Annotated in this window: 16 protein-coding genes and 2 pseudogenes; 5 read left to right on the forward strand and 13 right to left on the reverse strand. The window is 47.9% G+C overall.

The features are described from left to right. From BM241_RS13080 to hrcA, 9 genes and pseudogenes are all read right to left on the reverse strand, one after another. Positions 1-155, reverse strand: a pseudogene (locus BM241_RS13080) (IS200/IS605 family accessory protein TnpB-related protein); the annotation flags it as partial. 10 nt (positions 156-165) lie between these two features. Then, a pseudogene (locus BM241_RS02405) lies at positions 166-294 on the reverse strand (MerR family DNA-binding transcriptional regulator); the annotation flags it as partial. Positions 295-452: 158 nt separating this feature from the next. Beyond that, positions 453-1,790, reverse strand: a complete 1,338-nt coding sequence (gene mtaB / locus BM241_RS02410; protein WP_025747114.1) for a tRNA (N(6)-L-threonylcarbamoyladenosine(37)-C(2))-methylthiotransferase MtaB — start codon at positions 1,788-1,790, stop codon at positions 453-455. Next, on the reverse strand, positions 1,775-2,530 hold the full coding sequence (locus BM241_RS02415) for a 16S rRNA (uracil(1498)-N(3))-methyltransferase (protein WP_092281952.1): 756 nt from the start codon (positions 2,528-2,530) through the stop codon (positions 1,775-1,777). Before BM241_RS02415 ends, mtaB begins: the two co-directional genes overlap by 16 nt. After that, positions 2,523-3,467 carry a 50S ribosomal protein L11 methyltransferase gene (gene prmA, locus BM241_RS02420; protein ID WP_025747116.1) on the reverse strand — a complete coding sequence of 315 codons (945 nt, stop codon included), beginning with the start codon at positions 3,465-3,467 and terminating at the stop codon, positions 2,523-2,525. The genes BM241_RS02415 and prmA overlap by 8 nt, the downstream gene beginning before the upstream one ends. A gap of 48 nt (positions 3,468-3,515) precedes the next feature. Further along, positions 3,516-4,640, reverse strand: a complete 1,125-nt coding sequence (dnaJ, locus tag BM241_RS02425) for a molecular chaperone DnaJ (protein WP_177206071.1) — start codon at positions 4,638-4,640, stop codon at positions 3,516-3,518. Between the two features lie 125 nt (positions 4,641-4,765). Further along, a complete protein-coding gene (gene dnaK, locus BM241_RS02430) occupies positions 4,766-6,607 on the reverse strand; it encodes a molecular chaperone DnaK (protein ID WP_092281954.1) in 1,842 nt (613 codons plus the stop codon). Between the two features lie 40 nt (positions 6,608-6,647). Further along, complete coding sequence (gene grpE / locus BM241_RS02435; protein WP_035146052.1) at positions 6,648-7,325, reverse strand: nucleotide exchange factor GrpE; 678 nt, start codon at positions 7,323-7,325, stop codon at positions 6,648-6,650. Between the two features lie 50 nt (positions 7,326-7,375). After that, positions 7,376-8,410: a heat-inducible transcriptional repressor HrcA gene (gene hrcA, locus BM241_RS02440; protein ID WP_092281956.1), complete on the reverse strand. Its 1,035-nt coding sequence runs from the start codon at positions 8,408-8,410 to the stop codon at positions 7,376-7,378. A gap of 324 nt (positions 8,411-8,734) precedes the next feature. Between hrcA and BM241_RS02445 the strand changes: the two genes are divergently transcribed. Then, positions 8,735-9,004: a type II toxin-antitoxin system Phd/YefM family antitoxin gene (locus BM241_RS02445; RefSeq protein WP_092281957.1), complete on the forward strand. Its 270-nt coding sequence runs from the start codon at positions 8,735-8,737 to the stop codon at positions 9,002-9,004. Beyond that, entirely contained in the window at positions 9,001-9,453 is a 453-nt protein-coding gene (locus BM241_RS02450) for a type II toxin-antitoxin system VapC family toxin (RefSeq protein WP_092281958.1), read from the forward strand. Before BM241_RS02445 ends, BM241_RS02450 begins: the two co-directional genes overlap by 4 nt. A 156-nt stretch (positions 9,454-9,609) precedes the next feature. Here the strand turns inward: BM241_RS02450 and hemW are convergent, their stop codons facing one another. Beyond that, positions 9,610-10,746: a radical SAM family heme chaperone HemW gene (gene hemW, locus BM241_RS02455; protein WP_092281959.1), complete on the reverse strand. Its 1,137-nt coding sequence runs from the start codon at positions 10,744-10,746 to the stop codon at positions 9,610-9,612. A gap of 17 nt (positions 10,747-10,763) precedes the next feature. Then, a complete protein-coding gene (gene lepA / locus BM241_RS02460) occupies positions 10,764-12,569 on the reverse strand; it encodes a translation elongation factor 4 (protein WP_092281960.1) in 1,806 nt (601 codons plus the stop codon). Positions 12,570-13,054: 485 nt separating this feature from the next. On the opposite strand from lepA, the gene BM241_RS02465 reads away from it, so the two are divergent. Next, positions 13,055-14,131: a lipid II:glycine glycyltransferase FemX gene (locus BM241_RS02465; protein ID WP_092281961.1), complete on the forward strand. Its 1,077-nt coding sequence runs from the start codon at positions 13,055-13,057 to the stop codon at positions 14,129-14,131. Beyond that, a complete protein-coding gene (alr, locus tag BM241_RS02470) occupies positions 14,124-15,206 on the forward strand; it encodes an alanine racemase (RefSeq protein ID WP_092281962.1) in 1,083 nt (360 codons plus the stop codon). Before BM241_RS02465 ends, alr begins: the two co-directional genes overlap by 8 nt. A gap of 7 nt (positions 15,207-15,213) precedes the next feature. Here the strand turns inward: alr and spoIIP are convergent, their stop codons facing one another. Together spoIIP and gpr are read right to left on the reverse strand one after the other, a co-directional pair. Beyond that, positions 15,214-16,299: a stage II sporulation protein P gene (gene spoIIP / locus BM241_RS02475; protein ID WP_025747127.1), complete on the reverse strand. Its 1,086-nt coding sequence runs from the start codon at positions 16,297-16,299 to the stop codon at positions 15,214-15,216. Positions 16,300-16,379: 80 nt separating this feature from the next. Continuing rightward, on the reverse strand, positions 16,380-17,354 hold the full coding sequence (gene gpr, locus BM241_RS02480; protein ID WP_092281963.1) for a GPR endopeptidase: 975 nt from the start codon (positions 17,352-17,354) through the stop codon (positions 16,380-16,382). A gap of 274 nt (positions 17,355-17,628) precedes the next feature. On the opposite strand from gpr, the gene rpsT reads away from it, so the two are divergent. Continuing rightward, positions 17,629-17,913: a 30S ribosomal protein S20 gene (gene rpsT, locus BM241_RS02485; RefSeq protein WP_025747129.1), complete on the forward strand. Its 285-nt coding sequence runs from the start codon at positions 17,629-17,631 to the stop codon at positions 17,911-17,913. Positions 17,914-17,991: the final 78 nt, after the last annotated feature.

The following is a 17,991-nucleotide window of genomic DNA, read 5'->3' on the forward strand; positions in this document are numbered from 1 at the left end:
CCCTGTAGTTCTCTTTTTAGTGTGTTTCTGCTCGAGCCTTCTAAAAGCCTGTTATATGCATATCTCATGCAGGATGACCATCTTCTCATTAAATCCAGCACTATTTGCTCATCTTCCTTGCTTGGGAAAGTAAGTTTAGCCTGTATTGTTATCATGTCTTTCCCCTTCTTTTTTATATCTTCTTCTCCCTTTTGGTGTCCTAATTGGAGTTATTAACCCTTCCTTTTCCCAATTTATTAATGTACTTCTGCTGATGTTGTATGTTTCTTTAACTTTTTGTATACTCAACAACATCGATAATCACCCAATTAAAATTATATCATTTTGTATTGTTATTTTTAACTGTTGTTACCCTCCTAACGCTGTTTTAATTTCAATCCCTGTACATAATTCTACCACATATTCGCAATCAATTCATCCCCTGGATGTCCGACAGCAAATCCTGTCTGCCATCACCCGTTTTGCACTTTACCCACCATATAATCATTCCTTACTTCCTTCAGCAGAACTTTCAGGATTTGCCCCTTCAAATCCCCTTGGCTGTTTGCCACCACCCTTATATAGTGCTGAGTGTATCCCTCATAGGTTTGAGGCCCATACGGGCTTTCCTGCTCGAAATAGACTTCCTCGACCCTGCCCACAAACCCCTCCATATAGCGCCGGGCCATCCGATGCCCCACATCTATCAGTATGCGGCTGCGCTCCTCCTTTATCCTCGCCGGCACCTGATTGGGGAATTCCGCCGCAGGGGTCCCCTCCCTGCGGGAGTACTGGAACACGTGCAGCCTGCTGAACCCAATCTTCTGTACAAAGCTAACGGTCTCCTCAAACTCGGCATCGGTCTCCCCGGGAAACCCCACCATCACGTCGGTGGTTATGGCGGCGTCGGGGAAACTCTCACGTATCATGCCTATGGCCTGGCTGTACTGCTCTGTGGTGTACCGCCTTTTCATCCTTTTGAGAACGGTATCGCTGCCGCTCTGGAGCGGAACGTGAAAATGTCGGCATACCTTGCGGAGTTTTTGAATGCCCTCCACAAATTCCGGGGTTATAAAGTTGGGTTCGATTGAACCTAAGCGTATTCTCGCCAACCCCTCTATTGAATTTAAACCTTCAAGCAGATAGACCAGGTTGACGCCCTCCAGTTCTTTTCGGAGGTCCATTCCATACGAAGCCAGATGAATCCCCGTCAGCACTATTTCCTTAAACCCGGCACCCGCCAAACGCCTTGCCTCTTCCAGCACCTCCTGTGGGTGCCTGCTCCTTATGGGACCGCGGGTGTATGGTATTATGCAGTAAGTGCAAAACTGATTGCAGCCCTCCTGGACCTTGAGAATGGCCCTGGTCCTTCCTTCATATGAGCTTATCGGGGTGCTCTCAAATTCTTTAGCCTTCATTATATCCTTGACGTCAACCACCACTTCTCCGGTGGACTGCGCCTGTTCCACCAAGTCTACAATCCTGTGTCGATCCTGCGTGCCCAGCACCAGCTTGACACCTGGAATTTTCATAGCTTCCTCGGCCGACCTCTGGGCAAAGCAGCCCACCACCACAATGGCGGCATCGGGATTGGTCCGATGCGCCTTGCGTATCATCTGTCTAGACTTCCTATCAGCCAGGTTGGTCACGGTGCAGGTATTGACCACGTACACATCGGCCTTTTCATCGAAATCCACTATGCGATACCCTCGGCTTTCAAACTGCTCCATCATGGCCTGGGTATCGTACTGATTGACCTTGCAGCCTAAGGTGTAAAAAGCAACGCTCTTTCTTTCTACTCCGCTGTCCATTGCATCTCCCCTGTATAAAACATGATTGCAGATAATATAGCCACTCCCACCGTTTCGGTCCTCAATATCCTGGGCCCGAGGGAAACGGTGTTCCAGCCCATCTCCCTTGCCGCTTCAACCTCTTGCTCTTCCCAGCCACCTTCGGGACCTACCATAACGGCTATGCCATCCTCCCAGCTGTTTGTAGCTTCAAAAAGACCTTTAAGCCCCGCCTTCCTTTCGTTTTCCCATGGGAATATGCGAAGCATTTCAGGCGACTGGTGTATCGCCCGGCTGAACGGCACAGGCAAGGATACTTCAGGGATAATCCCCCTCCTGCTCTGCTTGGCCGCCTCTCTGGCAATCCTCTGCCAGCGAGAGGCCTTCTTGATTTCATCTTCCGTAGCGCTGAGCTTCACTATGGTCCTTGCCGTAACCACCGGGACGATCTTGTGCACTCCCAGCTCAACGCACTTCTGTATTATCAGATCCATCTTGGCGCTTTTGGGGATGGCCTGATACAGAACTACCTTGACCCTGGGTTCGCCCTGACTGGGAAAGCTCTTCTCTATATGAACCTCAACCCCATTTTTGCCCACACTCTTTATCACGGCTTCATAATCGTTTCCCTGGCCGTCGCACAGCTCTATAGTATCTCCTCGGCGCAGGCGCAGCACCCTGTGGATGTGCTCGGCATCCTCGCCCTCAATCATCACCGTATCTCGCCTGATTTGCTCTCTATCTATAAAAAACCTATGCATGCCTGGCCACCACGACCGCCCAGTCGTCCATGGTACGATGTTCAATCTGCCTGTAGCCTTCTCTTTTCATGGCTTCAAGCACGTCATCCAGCCGATCGAGTATGATACCCGAAGCTATGAAGACTCCGCCGGTGTTCAAGAAGTTCTTCACCGGCCGGGTGAGTGCGATGATGGCATCGGCTATGATGTTGGCCACAACCAGGTCGTATTTGCCTTCCACCCTGTCGACCAGGTTGCCCTGAAGCACATCCATCCGGGAAAGCACTCCATTTTGCATGGCGTTTTGGCGTGCAATCCTTACGGCATTGGGATCAATGTCCACCGCCACCGCATGCCCTGCCCCCAAAAGCAGTGAAGCGATGGCCAGAATACCCGTCCCGCATCCGACATCCAGCACGCGGCTCGAAGGAAAAACATGTCTTTCAAGCTCCTGTATGCAAAGGATGGTGGTCTGGTGCGTTCCCGTTCCAAACGCCATACCGGGATCGAGCTCCAGCACTATCTCGCCTTCCTGAGGGCGGTATTCTTCCCAGGTGGGCTTGACCACAATCCTTTGGCCTACTTTAACAGGCTTGAAATACTTCTTCCAGCTGTTTGCCCAGTCCTCCTCGTGCATGCTGGCAAGGCTCAGCTCGCCCGATCCCACATCAAAGCCCAGGTCCTGCTCCTTCAGCCACTTTATCCTCTCCTTGATGTACTGGAGCTTGTCGTGAAACTCGGCATCGTTGGGCAAGTACCCCTTAAGGGTCACCTCATCGTTTAAATCCTTCAAAATCGACTCGTCCACCAGCTCCCAATCAGCATTTTCCTCAATGAAGGCGGAAATCTCCCTGGGGTCCTCAATCACAACCCCCTCAACCCCCGCTTCATACAGGGGCTGGGCCATCACATCAACCCCTTCATGAGTCGTCTTTATGCTTATTTCTATCCAGTTCATATCTCATCCCTCCGCCTTCATTGAAATGATAAACCGCTATACAACCAGTTAAACGCCAAAAGCGTCTTTCATCTTATCGAAAAAGGATTTTTTCTCATCTTGCTCCCTGTGTTCCCTGCTCAGCTCCTCAAACTGCCTTATGAGCTCCTTCTGCTTTTCGGTAAGCCGCCTGGGCACCTCTATGTTTACCTTTACATACAGGTCTCCCCGCGAACTGCTTCTCAAATGCGGGATGCCTTTATTTTTCAAGCGAAATACCGTGCCCGGCTGTGTGCCTTCAGGGATGCGGTATTTCATCTTGCCCTCAAGGGAGGGCACCTCAATCTCTGCGCCCAGCGCTGCCTGCCCAAAGGTTATGGGCACCTCACAGTACACATCATATCCTTCCCGCTTGAAGATCTTGTGAGGTCGCACCGTTACATACACGTACAGGTCTCCCGGTGGGCCACCGCGCTCTCCTGCTTCACCCTCTCCCCTTAAAGTGATGACCTGGCCGCTGTCAATCCCGGCAGGGATATTTATGCTGATTTTCCTTATTCTCTTTATCTTCTTCCTGCCATTGCAGCGCTTGCACGGCTCCTCTATTATTGTGCCCTCTCCATGGCACCTGTCGCACGTCCTCACGTTTACAAAGCGCCCAAAAGCTGTAGTCTGTGAATACGAGATCTCCCCCGTCCCTTTACATACCGGACAGGTCACAGGCTGTGTACCGCTCTTTGCACCTGTACCCTTGCATTCGGGACAGGTTTCCATGCGGGCAACCTCTATCTCCTTCTTGGTGCCAAAGGCTGCCTCCTCAAAGGATATATCCAGGTCATAGCGGATATCGGCTCCCCGTACAGGCGCATTCCTTCGACGCCTGCTGGAGGTACCAAACCCGATATCCCCGAAGAACATATCGAATATGTCATCTATGCCGCCAAAATCAAACCCGCCAAACCCTTGCCCTGTTGGCCCTTCATGGCCATACCTGTCATACTGGGCACGGGTTTCGGGATTGATCAGCACGTTGTAGGCCTCGTTGATCTCCTTGAACTTGGCTTCGGCTTCAGGATCACCCGGATTCAAATCGGGATGGTACTTCTTTGCCAGATTTCTGTAAGCCCTCTTGATCTCTTCCTCGGTAGCGTTGCGATCTACTCCCAGTATCTCATAGTAGTCCTTCTTTTCCAAGCCCACTCACCACCTTCCCGCCATGCCTCACACCGCAAATGCAATAAAAAAGAATTCTGGAAAAAGCCAAAACCGTGACGGTTTTGGCTTTTTCCAGCTTGCGAACACAAACTATTATACATCAATTATTTATTGTCGTCCATCACTTCATAATCGGCATCTACCACATCGTCATCCTTTGCTCTCTTTCCCTTGCCGGGTGCATCCTGGCCGGAAGCCTCACCAGAAGCCCTGGCCTGTTGCTGATATATCCTGCCGAATATTTCATACGAGACCTGGGTGAGCTTCTCGGTAGCAGCCTTGATCTTGTCTATATCGTTGCTCTCTATGGCCTTTCTGGTGGCCTCGATCTCCTTCTGGATCCTGTCCTTATCTTCCTTGCTGATCTTATCCCCCATCTCCCTCATGGTCTTCTCGGTATTGTAGATGAGGGAGTCAGCGTTGTTCTTGGCCTCCACCAGCTGCCTGCGCTTCTTGTCTTCCTCGGCGTACTTTTCGGCATCCTTAATGGCCCGCTGTATCTCATCTTCAGACAGGTGAGTAGTTGCCGTAATGGTGATCTTCTGCTCCTTACCTGTACCCAGGTCCTTTGCAGAGACATGTACGATGCCGTTGGCGTCTATGTCAAACGTCACCTCGATCTGAGGTACGCCTCTGGGAGCAGGAGGTATTCCGTCCAATATAAAGCGCCCAAGCGTCTTGTTGTCAGCCGCCATCTCCCTCTCGCCCTGCAGCACATGTATCTCAACGCTGGTCTGACCATCAGCAGCAGTAGTGAATATCTGGCTCTTTCTGGTCGGTATGGTGGTATTCCTCTCTATAATCTTGGTGAATACTCCGCCCAGCGTCTCAATACCCAGCGAAAGGGGCGTAACGTCAAGCAACAGCACATCTTTTACCTCTCCCGCCAGAACAGCTGCCTGGATAGCGGCGCCGATTGCCACGCACTCGTCGGGATTGATTCCCTTGTAGGGCTCCTTGCCGGTGGCTTTTCTCACAGCCTCCTGAACCGCAGGAATCCTGGTGGAACCTCCCACAAGGATTACCTTGTCGATATCGTCGGGAGTAAGCCCAGCATCCTTGAGGGCCTGTCTCAGCGGGCCCATGGTCATCTCTACCAAATCAGCCGTCAGCTCCTCAAACTTAGCCCTGGTAAGTGTCATGTCAAGGTGTTTGGGACCCGAGGCATCGGCCGTAATGAACGGGAGATTTATGTTGGTGGTAAGCGTGCTGGAAAGCTCTATCTTTGCCTTTTCGGCCGCCTCCTTTAGCCTCTGTAGAGCCATTTTATCCTTTCTCAAGTCAATGCCATGCTCTTTCATAAATTCGTCGGCTATATAATCGATGATCCTCTGATCAAAGTCATCTCCTCCCAGGCGGTTGTTACCGCTGGTAGCCAGCACTTCAAACACGCCCTCACCGATTTCAAGTATGGATACGTCAAAGGTTCCACCGCCCAGGTCATACACCAGTATCTTCTGGTTGCCCTCTTTGTCAAGGCCGTACGCCAAAGCTGCAGCGGTGGGCTCGTTGATTATACGTAGCACCTCCAGCCCGGCAATCCTTCCCGCATTCTTGGTAGCCTGGCGCTGGCTGTCGTTAAAGTAAGCCGGCACAGTGATAACGGCCTGGGTTATCTTCTCACCCAAATAGGCCTCTGCATCCTGTTTCAGCTTCATGAGGATCATTGCAGATATTTCCTCAGGCGAATACTCCTTATCATCTATTTTAACCCTGTAATTGGTGCCCATATGCCTTTTTATGGAGATTACGGTGCGCTCAGGGTTGGTTATGGCCTGCCGCTTAGCAACCTGCCCCACCAAGCGCTCCCCTGTTTTGGTAAACGCTACAACAGAAGGAGTCACTCTGGCACCCTCTGCATTGGGAATTACCACCGGTTGTCCGCCTTCCATGACAGCAACGCATGAGTTGGTGGTTCCAAGGTCTATTCCAATCACCTTTCCCATATTTATTCCTCCTTTTATCCTCCAATTTAAAATTTCAAGATTATTGCTTCACAGCCACTTTGACCATGCTGTGGCGTATTACCCTATCTTTGTATTTATAACCTTTTTGAAAAACTTCAACCACAGTGTTATCCTCAACGCCTTCCTCGGCCTCGGCTCTCATGACAGCCTCATGAAGCTCTGGGTCAAAGGCCTTACCCAGAGCATCTATCTCTTCCACCCCCAGCTTCTTAAGTACATCCTTGAACTGCCGCGCAACCATCTCAACGCCTTTGGCAATGGCTTCATGGGAAGAACTCTCCTTGGCCGAATCGAGAGCCCTTTCCAGGTTATCCAAAATGGGCAAAAACGACTTTACAACATCGGCAGTTGCAGCATCATATGCTTCGGCTATAGCGTTTTTATTCCTTTTTCTGTAATTGTCAAAATCTGCCTGAATCCTTTGGGCCAGCGAGAGGTATTCGTCTCTCTCCTGCATGACCTTTTCAAGCTGCTGTTGCAGGCTCTCAACAGTAGGAAGGGGCTGCTCATCCCGCACACAGCCCTCCTCCTGTCGCTGTTCTACCTCTCCTCCAGCATCGCGCTCTTCCAGAGGCTTATCGCCCTGGTCACCTTCAATGGCAACAGCATCTTGGACATTTTGCTTTAAGTCCTCATTCTCATTGATGGCTTGATCCATCAATTGGTCCTCTTTTGGCAAATCCTGGTTATTCATCATCAAAAAATTCACCGCCCTTAAGATATTTTGCAAACAGCCTGAAAATTATATTACTCCTCAAAAAGGGAAGTCAAGTACTTGCTCACCGTCTCGCCCACGTAGCGGACCACCGAAACCGCTTTGGAATATTCCATGCGGGTAGGCCCTATAAGGCCCATAGTACCCAGCACCTTGTCTCCTATGCTGTAGGTAGTCATCACTATGCTGCATTCCTTCATCTGCTCGCACTCGTTCTCGGTCCCTATGACCACGGTCACCCCTTTTTTATCGAACTTGCTCAGAAGGCTGTACAGCAAATCTTTCTGCTCCATAAGGCTCAAAAATGCCTTGGCCTTCCTAATATCCCGGTATTCCGGAAAATTGAATATATTTGTGGTACCTCCCAGATACACCTCAGTTTGTTCCTTCTGAGCAATGCTCTCCGTTAAAGCGTCTACCAGGGAGTTGAAAAACTCCTTCTGTCTCGTCATCTCCTTCTGCACATCCTGGATGGAGTTTATATCCACCTCTGCAAACGTCTTGTTGCGATAGTGCACCGTAAGCATGTTGGAAACTCGGTTCAGGTATCCCGAATCGACATCGGCTGGTATCCGGATAATGGTATCCTTTATTATACCGGCAGAGGTTACCACCAGCAAAAGGGCATATTGCCTGTCCACAGGTATCAATTCAATGCGCTTTATCAGTACCTTATTGAGCTGTGGCCCCAGCACCACCGAGGTGTAATTGGTGATATCCGACAGTATCCTGGCCACCTGCTCTATGACCTTCTCTATTTCAGCAGTGCGCTGCTCGTATATCTTCTTGATGTATTCAGCTTCAGCAGCGGTGAGCATCCTGATCTTCATCAATTTGTCTACATACAGCCGGTATGCCTTATCCGATGGAATACGCCCTGCTGACGTGTGCGGCTGATGTAAGTACCCCATCTCTTCCAGATCAGACATTTCGTTCCTTATGGTAGCAGGGCTGATACCCATGCCGTATTTTTTGGCTATCGTTCTGGAGCCTACCGGCTCTCCCGAACAGATATAATCATCTATCACCGCCTGCAGTATCTGCAGCTTACGCTTGCCCAGTTGCATAGATATCACCCCTCTTTCTGTTAGCACTCTCGACCGTTGAGTGCTAATCTATATTTAAGTTAACACTTCAGCAATTGTTTGTCAATAGGTTTTTGCACTATTGCCTCGAATAGATATAAAGATATTTACCGCCACGAATAGGTGTTCGAAGCAAAAATGTCTCAAAAACTGCTAGGATATTAGATGGTCAAGGCACACCATAAGGAGGGCTACAAATGCGCCTTGTTTCTTTTTGAAATCAAATTGCTTTATATTCCTAGTTTTTTCTCTTGTAATGTGGCTACATTTAGGTTATAATATAGCTACAAAGGAGGTGTCCCTAATATGGAATATGTAGGCATACGACAGCTCAAAAATTCTTTGAGCCGTTATTTGAAACTGGTTAAGAGCGGTAAAACAATACAGGTAACAGACAGAGGAAAACCCATTGCAAAACTGATGCCGGCAGATAATTCTCTTCCGCAGGGAATCATTGAAATGCTGGACAAAGAAATCGCTTCCTGGAACGGAGAAAAACCTAGAGGAATGACAATACTTCATTCCATCAACAAAGGCAGAAATGTTTCCGATATTGTATCGGAGGATAGGCGATGATAGTATATCTTGATACAAGCGCTTTGGTTAAACTGTATATTAACGAAGAAGGGACTTCTCTGGTTCGGGAGGCCGTGCAGAACTCTTTAATAGTTGCCACTTGTAAAGTTGCCTATGCTGAAGCGCGATCCGCCTTTGCACGTGCCTGCCGCGAAAAACTTATCGATATCGGTACACATGATGAAATTGTTGCTGCCTTGAAGCAAGATTGGAAAAACTACTTTAAAATCAAGATTACCGACGAACTGATAGACCTGGCCGGAGAACTGACTTATACTCATTCCCTGCGAGGATTTGACGCCATTCATCTTTCCTCTGCCCTAACTTTAAGCTATATGGCAAACAATAAGGTTACCGCAATCTGTTTTGATGTAAAATTGTGGGAAGCCTTTAAAAAGTATGCCCGTTTTAATGTGCTACCAGAGAATTGTATAGCAAACAAAAAATAGTCTTTGTCTGTCGGAGGAAAACAAAGGAAAAGGATCAAAAACTTATGGAGGAATTATGTAAAGAAGAATAATGCGGAGGGTCCATTTCATGAGCAATCAAGTTAATATGCTACCGTTTTGCTGGAGGCTTTCGCAGAAAACGAAAACCTTTTTGCACTATTGCATAAATTCTAGCAAAACGACATTTTGAATATCCATCCCCTTTTCGGTAAGCCTAATGGAGACCTCATCATCTATCAACAACCCCTGCTTCATCAGCTTTTTTATGGTTTTACCATAGTAGAACTCTATGTCCCTGCCAAACCTGGCCTTAAATCTCTGTTTGTTGACACCCTCCACCAGGCGAAGCCCCAGCATTACGGTTTCAAAGCGCTCATCCTCTTCCCCTATCTTCTCGCGGTAGTTTATCCTCTGTGTACCATTCATCACCGCCTGTATATACTCCTCTACATCGCTGGTATTTGAAAACCTTTCATTATTAAAATAGGAATGCGCTCCACTTCCGCACCCTATATACTCCTCGTTGTGCCAGTATATAAGGTTGTGGACACATTCCTTACCCGGTATGGCGAAATTGGATATTTCGTACTGTTTAAGTCCAAACCCGCTCACGTACTCCCTACCCTTGTAATACATAAGCCTGTCCTCTTCCTGAGTGGGAAGCGAAAACTTTCCCTGCTCATACCATCGATGCAATGGGGTACCGCTCTCCACCTTCAAGCTGTACATGGATATATGCTGTATCTCAAATGAACACACCTTCTCAAGGGTCTCCAGCCAGTCCTCAACTGTCTGATAGGGCAGTCCAAACATCACGTCCACATTTATATTTTCAAACCCTGCCTCTTTAGCGTACATCACGCTTTGAACAAAATCGCTGCTGCTGTGTATCCTCCCCAGAAACCTCAAATGCTTATCCTGCCACGCCTGCAATCCTATGCTCAAGCGGTTCACTCCGGCACCCCTTAGCGCGGACAGCTTGTCCAGGTCAACAGTGCCAGGGTTGGCTTCAATGGTGATTTCCGCATCTTTCCGCACATTGAAGCTCTTAAAGCACACCTCCAGCACTCTGGCTATCTGCTTGCCAGAAAAAAGGGTAGGAGTACCCCCACCCAGATATATGCTTTTAACGGCGTAATCGCAAACTTCACCCTTCCATTCGAGTATCTCCCTGAACAGGGCCTCAAGATAAGGTTCCATCCACCGCTTCATTCCCTGATAGGACGGAAAATCGCAGTAATGGCATTTCTTGAGGCAAAACGGAAAGTGTATATAAACCCCCAGTTGGCGCATATGGCTCTCCTTCTCCCCTAATTGAGCTTGAGTACGGCCATGAAAGCCTCTTGAGGAACCTCTACAGAGCCCACCTGGCGCATCCTCTTCTTGCCCTCCTTCTGCTTTTCCAGCAGCTTTTTCTTGCGGGTGACGTCTCCGCCGTAACACTTGGCAAGGACATCTTTTCTCAAGGCCTTTATGGTCTCGCGGGCTATAACCCTGCTTCCAATAGCCGCCTGAATGGGTATCTCAAACAGGTGGCGCGGTATGACCTCCTTCAGTTTTTGAACGATGGCCCGTCCCCTGGCATAGGCCTTATCCCTGTGCACTATGACTGAAAGGGCATCCACCACCTGCCCGTTGAGCAAGATGTCCAGCTTAACCAGGTCCGACTCCTTATATCCTATCAGCTCATAGTCAAACGATGCATATCCCTTTGTCCTGGACTTGAGCGCATCAAAAAAGTCGTATATGATCTCGTTAAGCGGTAGCTCGTATGTGAGCATCACCCTTGTGCTCTCCAGATATTCCATATGCCTGTACTCTCCGCGACGTTCCTGGCACAGCTCCATAATGTCTCCAACATACTCGGTGAGGGTTATGATTTGAGCCCTCACCACCGGCTCCTCCGTGTGGTCTATCTCGGCAGGCGGCGGCATTTCGGTCGGATTGGAGACTTCCACCATTTCGCCGTTTTTCTTGTATACGCGGTACACCACGCTGGGAGCGGTGGTTACCAGGTCCAGGTCATACTCCCGTTCCAGCCGCTCCTGGATGATCTCCATATGCAGCAGCCCCAGGAAGCCACACCTGAAACCAAATCCCAAAGCAGCCGACGTCTCAGGCTCAAACACCAGCGATGCATCGTTCAGCTGAAGCTTGGCCAAAGCCTCCTTCAAATCTTCGTATTTTGCTCCATCGGCCGGGTAAATGCCGCAGTAAACCATGGGCTGAAGCTTTTTATATCCAGGAAGAGGTTCAGAAGCCGGCCTGTCCGCACTGGTTATGGTGTCTCCCACCCGGGTGTCGCCTACATTCTTTATCCCAGCAGCGATATAGCCTACATCTCCTGCCCTGAGCTCATCTACAGGAACGAGATGTGGCCGGAATATACCCACCTCGGTGACCTCGAATTCCTTACCATTGGACATGATCATTATACGCTGCCCCGGCTTTACTGAGCCCTCTTTTATCTTGACGTATGTGATAACCCCCCGGTAGTTATCGTAAAACGAATCGAATATCAGGGCCCTTAAAGGAGCATCCTCATCGCCTTCGGGTGGCGGAATTCTCTCAATAATCCTATCCAGCACTTCCTCTATGCCTATGCCGTTTTTTGCTGAAATAAGCGGCGCATCCTTGGCGTCCAGCCCGATCACCTCTTCAATCTGCGCCTTTGCCCAGTCAGGCCGTGCGCTGGGAAGGTCAATCTTGTTGATGACCGGTATAATCTCCAGGTCATGCTCCAAAGCCAGATAGAGGTTGGCAAGGGTTTGTGCCTGTATACCCTGGGATGCGTCGACCACCAGCAACGCCCCTTCACACGCTGCCAGGCTCTTGGAAACCTCGTAGGTAAAGTCCACGTGGCCCGGAGTATCGATAAGGTTTAATATATACTCCTCCCCATCCTTGTATTTGTACACCAACCTTACAGCCTGGGCCTTAATGGTAATGCCGCGTTCCCGTTCAAGTTCCATTGTATCCAGTACTTGATCCTGCATCTCCCTTTCAGTCAAAGTACCGGTCGTCTCCAGCAAACGATCGGCAAGGGTGGACTTCCCATGGTCTATATGGGCAATTATACAGAAATTTCGTATCTTGCTTTGTCTAGGATTGGGCATGGTATGCTTTATTCCTCCTTCGTGCTTCGTTAACTATAATTATATACCACTTAAATTATAATAGTGAACTACCAGCACCTGTAGAGGTGGTGGCTTCATAAGAAGTTTGGCATATCTGCTCAACAGCAGACTGGCCAGTTACTCTCGTCAGTTATACAGATTTTAGAAAGGCGGCACAGCGCCTTCAATGGCCTGTGTATTTGCTCCTCATACCCTATACGGTTTTTCTGAGCCTCATACATCAGCTATCACCCAGAAAATATTTTATCATATTTTTAGCAATTCATCTCCATCTCGTAGAAGATAAAGCTTTCTTGTATCTCACATTACAGCCTATAGAGATAATACTATGTTATTTTCAATGTGGCAATTATAAAGTTTCAAATGCTACGTTTATTAAGAGACAGCCAAAAGCAAAAACTTTTTGCCCCAGCCAAGGGTACTTAATATAAGAGGGCCACAACCGATAAAGAGGAGGTACAGCCATGGCTGATGTGGATAGGGAAAAATATGAAAAATTTATACAGTCGCATCCGAAAGGCCACTTCATGCAGTCCTTAAAATGGGCAGAGGTTAAATCAAACTGGCTAAACGAAATAATAACGGTCAAAGACAACCAGGGCAATATCAAGGGTGCAATGAGCCTGCTTATAAGAAAGCTTCCTTTTGTAAACTATACTATAATGTATTCCCCTCGTGGACCGGTGTGCGATATACATGATTATGCCACAATAAAAGAGCTGATTGATAAAGCAAGAGAGGTGGCCCGGAGATATAAAAGCTATGTACTCAAATTAGACCCTGATGTGGAAAAAGATAACCTTGAATTCCAGAAAATAGTTAAAAAACTGGGATTTAGAATCAAAAGCAATTCAAAGGATTTTGAAGGGGCACAGCCCCGCTTTGTCTTTCGCCTGGATATAAAGAACAAGACCGAAGAAGAGCTTCTGATGTCTTTTCATCAGAAGGTAAGGTACAACATAAGGCTGGCAATGAGAAAAGGGGTGGAAATCAGGATAGGCTCTAAAGATGACATTCCTGAATTTCACAAGATAATGGTTGAAACGGGCATAAGGGATAAATTCGTTGTAAGGAGCGCCTCTTATTTCGAAAAAATGCTTGACTGCTTGGGTCCCGATAATATAAGGCTTTACCTTGCTTACTACCGTGGAAATATGATCGCCGGAGCCATTGCGGTAGCATATGGCAATAAATGCTGGTATCTCTATGGTGCCAGCAGCAACCAGCACAGGAATGTAATGCCCAACTATCTCTTGCAGTGGGAAATGATCAAATGGGCTGTTGAAAGGGGCTGCGATATATATGACTTCAGGGGTGTATCAGGAAACGTCGACAAAAACCACCCTTTGTACGGCCTTTATCGATTTAAAAAAGGATTTGGTGGCAAATTTACCGAGTTCATAGGTGAATTGGATTACGTATTCAACCCGCTTGTGTATTTTGCCGTGGAAGCAGTCCAAAGGATATATCGCAAAACGAGAAGGAGATTCTTTATCATTAAAAACCTGAGAACGGCCGGAGGTAAAACATTAGATGAATAAACTGATCATTGAAAAGGATAAACTCATCCAAAATATTGAAATCATAAAAGGTTTATCGAGATCAAAGATAATCGCTATTTTAAAGGCTAACGGTTACGGCCTTGGACTGCTGGAATTTGCGGGCATATTACAGGAAAACGGGATAGATTTTTTTGGCGTATCCAATATTCAGGATGCGGTCCGTTTAGCCAAAAATGGGTTCAAAAGGGTTCTTCTTCTCACCCCCACCAATCAGGAAGACAAAGCCTTATTAATTGTCAAAAATAAAGTAACGGCTACTGTGGGTTCCCTGACATCAGCTATAATATTAAACGATGCGGCTTTAAAGCTCAACACAACAGCAGACTTTCATCTAAAAATAGATACAGGGTTTGGACGATTCGGCTTTTTGCCTAGCGAAATTCCCCAAGCTTGTACACTCCTTAAAGGTTTAGAAAACATCAGAATTACAGGCACATACTCGCACTTCTCTTTTGCGTTCTCCAAAAAAACAAAGGCTGTGTACTCCCAGTATAATGCCTTTATAGACGCGGTCAACCTGATGCGCCAAAGCGGGTTGCAACCCGGCATGCTCCATATATGCAACTCGTCAGCCTTTTTGATGTATCCGCAAATGCATCTGGACGCCTCACGCATAGGCTCAGCCTTCCTGGGCAGAACCATTGTGAAAAATACCTGTGGGCTTCAAAAGATAGGCTATTTAAAATCAACCATTATAGAATGTAAAGAAATACCCAAAAATCACAACATAGGCTACGCCAATACTTATAAGACCCGCAGGAATACAAAAATAGGAATCGTACCGGTGGGATACCTGGACGGCTTTGGACTTGAAAAAGCAAGGGATGCCTTTAGAATCCGCGATATATCGAGCTATATATATAGGGATATAATGATGCTCAACAAGAAGATGTATGTCACCATCAGTGGAAAGCAAGTCCGCATACTGGGGAAGATCAACACCCACAATATTATAGTAGACATAACCGACATTGATGCAAAAGTGGGAGACGAGGTCTTGCTCAATATAAACCCCATGCTTGTCGGTCCCCACATAGAGAGAGAATATGTCTGACATACAATCATTCTATGATCTGGCTCAAAGCCTCGGCCAGATATTTGGTGGTCCGCTTGGCCTCCTCCAGCGTGGTCAAATTGCTGCCCACCTCAATGAGTATTGCCTTTGTGGATACATGCTGGTTGTATCTTGAAGGCTTGACATAGACGGGCTTTGCTATGCCGGGATACAGTTCATTCAATTTGTTTGTAAGCCGCAGGGCAAACTTATAATTTTCCTTCCAGTTGGGCTTCTCAGAAAAGCCGCCAATATACCCTTCGCCAGTGCCGATGACCACAAAAAGCTTGGCAACCCTTTGGCCGTCTATGACCACCACCTCATCGTCGGGGCTTTTTGCACCCGGCTGATATGCATTCCTGTGCAAGTCTATAAATATTTGTAACGACTTGTATTCCGCCATTCGCTTCTTTATGGTCTCCAGCGACCTTTGATAGGCGGTGGAATGGTCACCCTGTTCGTGTTCGGTACGGTCATGAAGCACTGGAATCCCTTTAGCCTGTAGATGCTTTGCCAGCTCTTCCCCTACCCGTACCACAGTATAGTTCAGGTCATTGCTACGGAAAGCCTCCACCTCTCCATAAGGATTTTGGGGATCCGGCCTGTACGCTTCCCGAGAATGGGTATGGTATATGAGTATCTGGGGCCCTTCCCCGGTCAGGGTAATGGTCCCCAGATCATCCTTTATCTTGGATATCTCTATCTTTATCTCCTCGGACATATCCGGATCATGCTTTAAAAAGACCTCTGGCGCATCGATATTTTGTTCAGTTTGGCGCTGTGTGGGCTCTCCACGGGACACGCTGGCTTCAACAGCAGTTTCTTTAGCAGCTTCCTTTTCGGCCGAGATGCCGCTCAAAAACGGCATCTGATACGCCAGGATGTTTCGTGGGTCATTCAATTTATTGAGCACCTTCAGATACAGCTGACGCCCCTCTCCCGCAGGGCTTCCATCGCTTAACAGAGCAAAGAAGCTGCCCTTGCATACCCTGGCTATTAGCTGATAGGCGAAAAAGGCTATTAACCCTATGATCACTGCCACCAAGACATAATACGCAATAGTTCTCGCTCTAATAACCCGGATATGTACCATCCCCCATATCCCTCTTTCACCTTTTTATACTTTATATAAATATTCGCCGTCAAAAACATATATGCCACATTTCATCAATCTTAATTTATAAAATGCTTTATATCTTCTATGGTCATATTTTCGTGCAGGGCCAGGTTGAGCCCATCGGCCAGCACATCGGCCACATAGCCTATCAGCAGGTCTATCTCCTTGGGAGTCACCACCAAATCCCCCAGCTCCTGCGTTACCACCTGATGCACCAAAGCATCCAGCTGGGCTTCGTCCATTTGCTTGAGCATCTGATAAAACTGACTGCCCGGACTGGTCTGATCGGCAAACTGGTCTATCAGCATCTGCAGGGAATCGCGCCCTATGGTATATGCATAAACGACGGTGGGTACGCCAATTGCGATGGTGGGAACGCCCAGCGTCTCCTTGTTAAGCCCCATCCGCTTGTTGCCTATACCCGAGCCAGGGCTTATACCGGTGTCGGCGATCTGTATTGTCACTCCAATCCTGTCGGTCCTGCGCGAAGCCAGAGCATCTATGGCGATTACCAGGTCGGGCCTTATCTTCTCCACAATGCCCTTTATTATTTCCCCAGTTTCAATGCCGGTTATACCCAGTACGCCGGGAGCTACAGCGCACACCGGCCGCAGCCTGTCATCCACCTGGTCAGGCATATACTCAAGAATGTGCCGGGTAACCAGCAACCTGTCGACCACCTTGGGTCCCAGCGAATCGGGAGTTATGTTCCAGTTTCCAAGGCCCACTACCAAAGTCACACTTTTCTTATTAAGGCTTACCAGTTTGCCTATCTCCTGTGCCAGGAGTTTACTGAGCGTTTCCTGAAACTCGGGGTCCCTGTTCTTTATATCGGGGGCTTCTAAAGTTATATAGTTTCCTTGGGGTTTGCCCAGGCTTTCCTCGCCCAAAGGAGATATGATGTGCACCCGTGAAATCTTTACCCCTTCCACCTCTTCCTCATCAACCTTGACCCCCGGTATATGGCCTCTGTTCTGTTGCTGATAAAGCTCCCGTGCTTCCAGCGCCAAATCGGTACGTATGTTTCCCATTTGTCCACCATCCTTTCAAAATTATAAACTCTCAAGCAAAGAGCTGTCTTGAAAAGTTTCAAGCAAGCCGTCACCTAAAAAGAACAAGCACTTCTCTTTCACTTCTTATAATTTATCATCAGGATTGGATTTTATACCTGAACCCCTAAAATCAAAACATACCCTGCTACACACAGCTTACGCTAACAGAGAATTAGTGCCAACTTAATTCTTGCATTGGCGCTTTACTCATGGTAGAATAATTACCGTTGAACTGGTAAAGGAGGTGAAATAGGTGGCAAATACCAAGTCGGCCCTTAAAAGGATAAGGATCATAAAAAAGCGTACCCTAAGAAACAAGATGATACGCTCCAACGTCAAAACCATGATCAAGAAATTTGAAAAGGCTCTGGAAGCCGGCGATATCGACGGTGCAAAAGCACTGTTCCCGCAAGTGGTCAAAAGGATCGATATGGCCGTTTCAAAGGGCGTTATTCACAGAAATACCGCCAACCGTAAAAAGTCCAGACTGGCTATCCGTCTAAATCGTGCATTGGCACAGCAGCAAGCAGCACAGTAATATCCTCTACTTCCGTACACCCTTGAAGGCATGAACTCACCCTTTAAATTTGTGGGGGATATATAGTATCCCTTCCAT

The sequence above is a fragment of the Caldicoprobacter faecalis genome (genome assembly GCF_900115765.1).
In the GTDB taxonomy this organism is placed as follows: Bacteria; Bacillota; Clostridia; order Caldicoprobacterales; family Caldicoprobacteraceae; genus Caldicoprobacter; species Caldicoprobacter oshimai.

Bases quoted from the DNA above. Each gene is read 5' to 3' on its own strand.
- mtaB (WP_025747114.1), bottom strand. From the start codon at position 1,790: ATGGACAGCGGAGTAGAAAGAAAGAGCGTTGCTTTTTACACCTTAGGC.
- BM241_RS02415 (WP_092281952.1), bottom strand. From the start codon at position 2,530: ATGCATAGGTTTTTTATAGATAGAGAGCAAATCAGGCGAGATACGGTG.
- prmA (WP_025747116.1), bottom strand. From the start codon at position 3,467: ATGAACTGGATAGAAATAAGCATAAAGACGACTCATGAAGGGGTTGAT.
- dnaK (WP_092281954.1), bottom strand. From the start codon at position 6,607: ATGGGAAAGGTGATTGGAATAGACCTTGGAACCACCAACTCATGCGTT.
- grpE (WP_035146052.1), bottom strand. From the start codon at position 7,325: ATGATGAATAACCAGGATTTGCCAAAAGAGGACCAATTGATGGATCAA.
- hrcA (WP_092281956.1), bottom strand. From the start codon at position 8,410: ATGCAACTGGGCAAGCGTAAGCTGCAGATACTGCAGGCGGTGATAGAT.
- BM241_RS02445 (WP_092281957.1), top strand. From the start codon at position 8,735: ATGGAATATGTAGGCATACGACAGCTCAAAAATTCTTTGAGCCGTTAT.
- BM241_RS02450 (WP_092281958.1), top strand. From the start codon at position 9,001: ATGATAGTATATCTTGATACAAGCGCTTTGGTTAAACTGTATATTAAC.
- hemW (WP_092281959.1), bottom strand. From the start codon at position 10,746: ATGCGCCAACTGGGGGTTTATATACACTTTCCGTTTTGCCTCAAGAAA.
- lepA (WP_092281960.1), bottom strand. From the start codon at position 12,569: ATGCCCAATCCTAGACAAAGCAAGATACGAAATTTCTGTATAATTGCC.
- BM241_RS02465 (WP_092281961.1), top strand. From the start codon at position 13,055: ATGGCTGATGTGGATAGGGAAAAATATGAAAAATTTATACAGTCGCAT.
- alr (WP_092281962.1), top strand. From the start codon at position 14,124: ATGAATAAACTGATCATTGAAAAGGATAAACTCATCCAAAATATTGAA.
- spoIIP (WP_025747127.1), bottom strand. From the start codon at position 16,299: ATGGTACATATCCGGGTTATTAGAGCGAGAACTATTGCGTATTATGTC.
- gpr (WP_092281963.1), bottom strand. From the start codon at position 17,354: ATGGGAAACATACGTACCGATTTGGCGCTGGAAGCACGGGAGCTTTAT.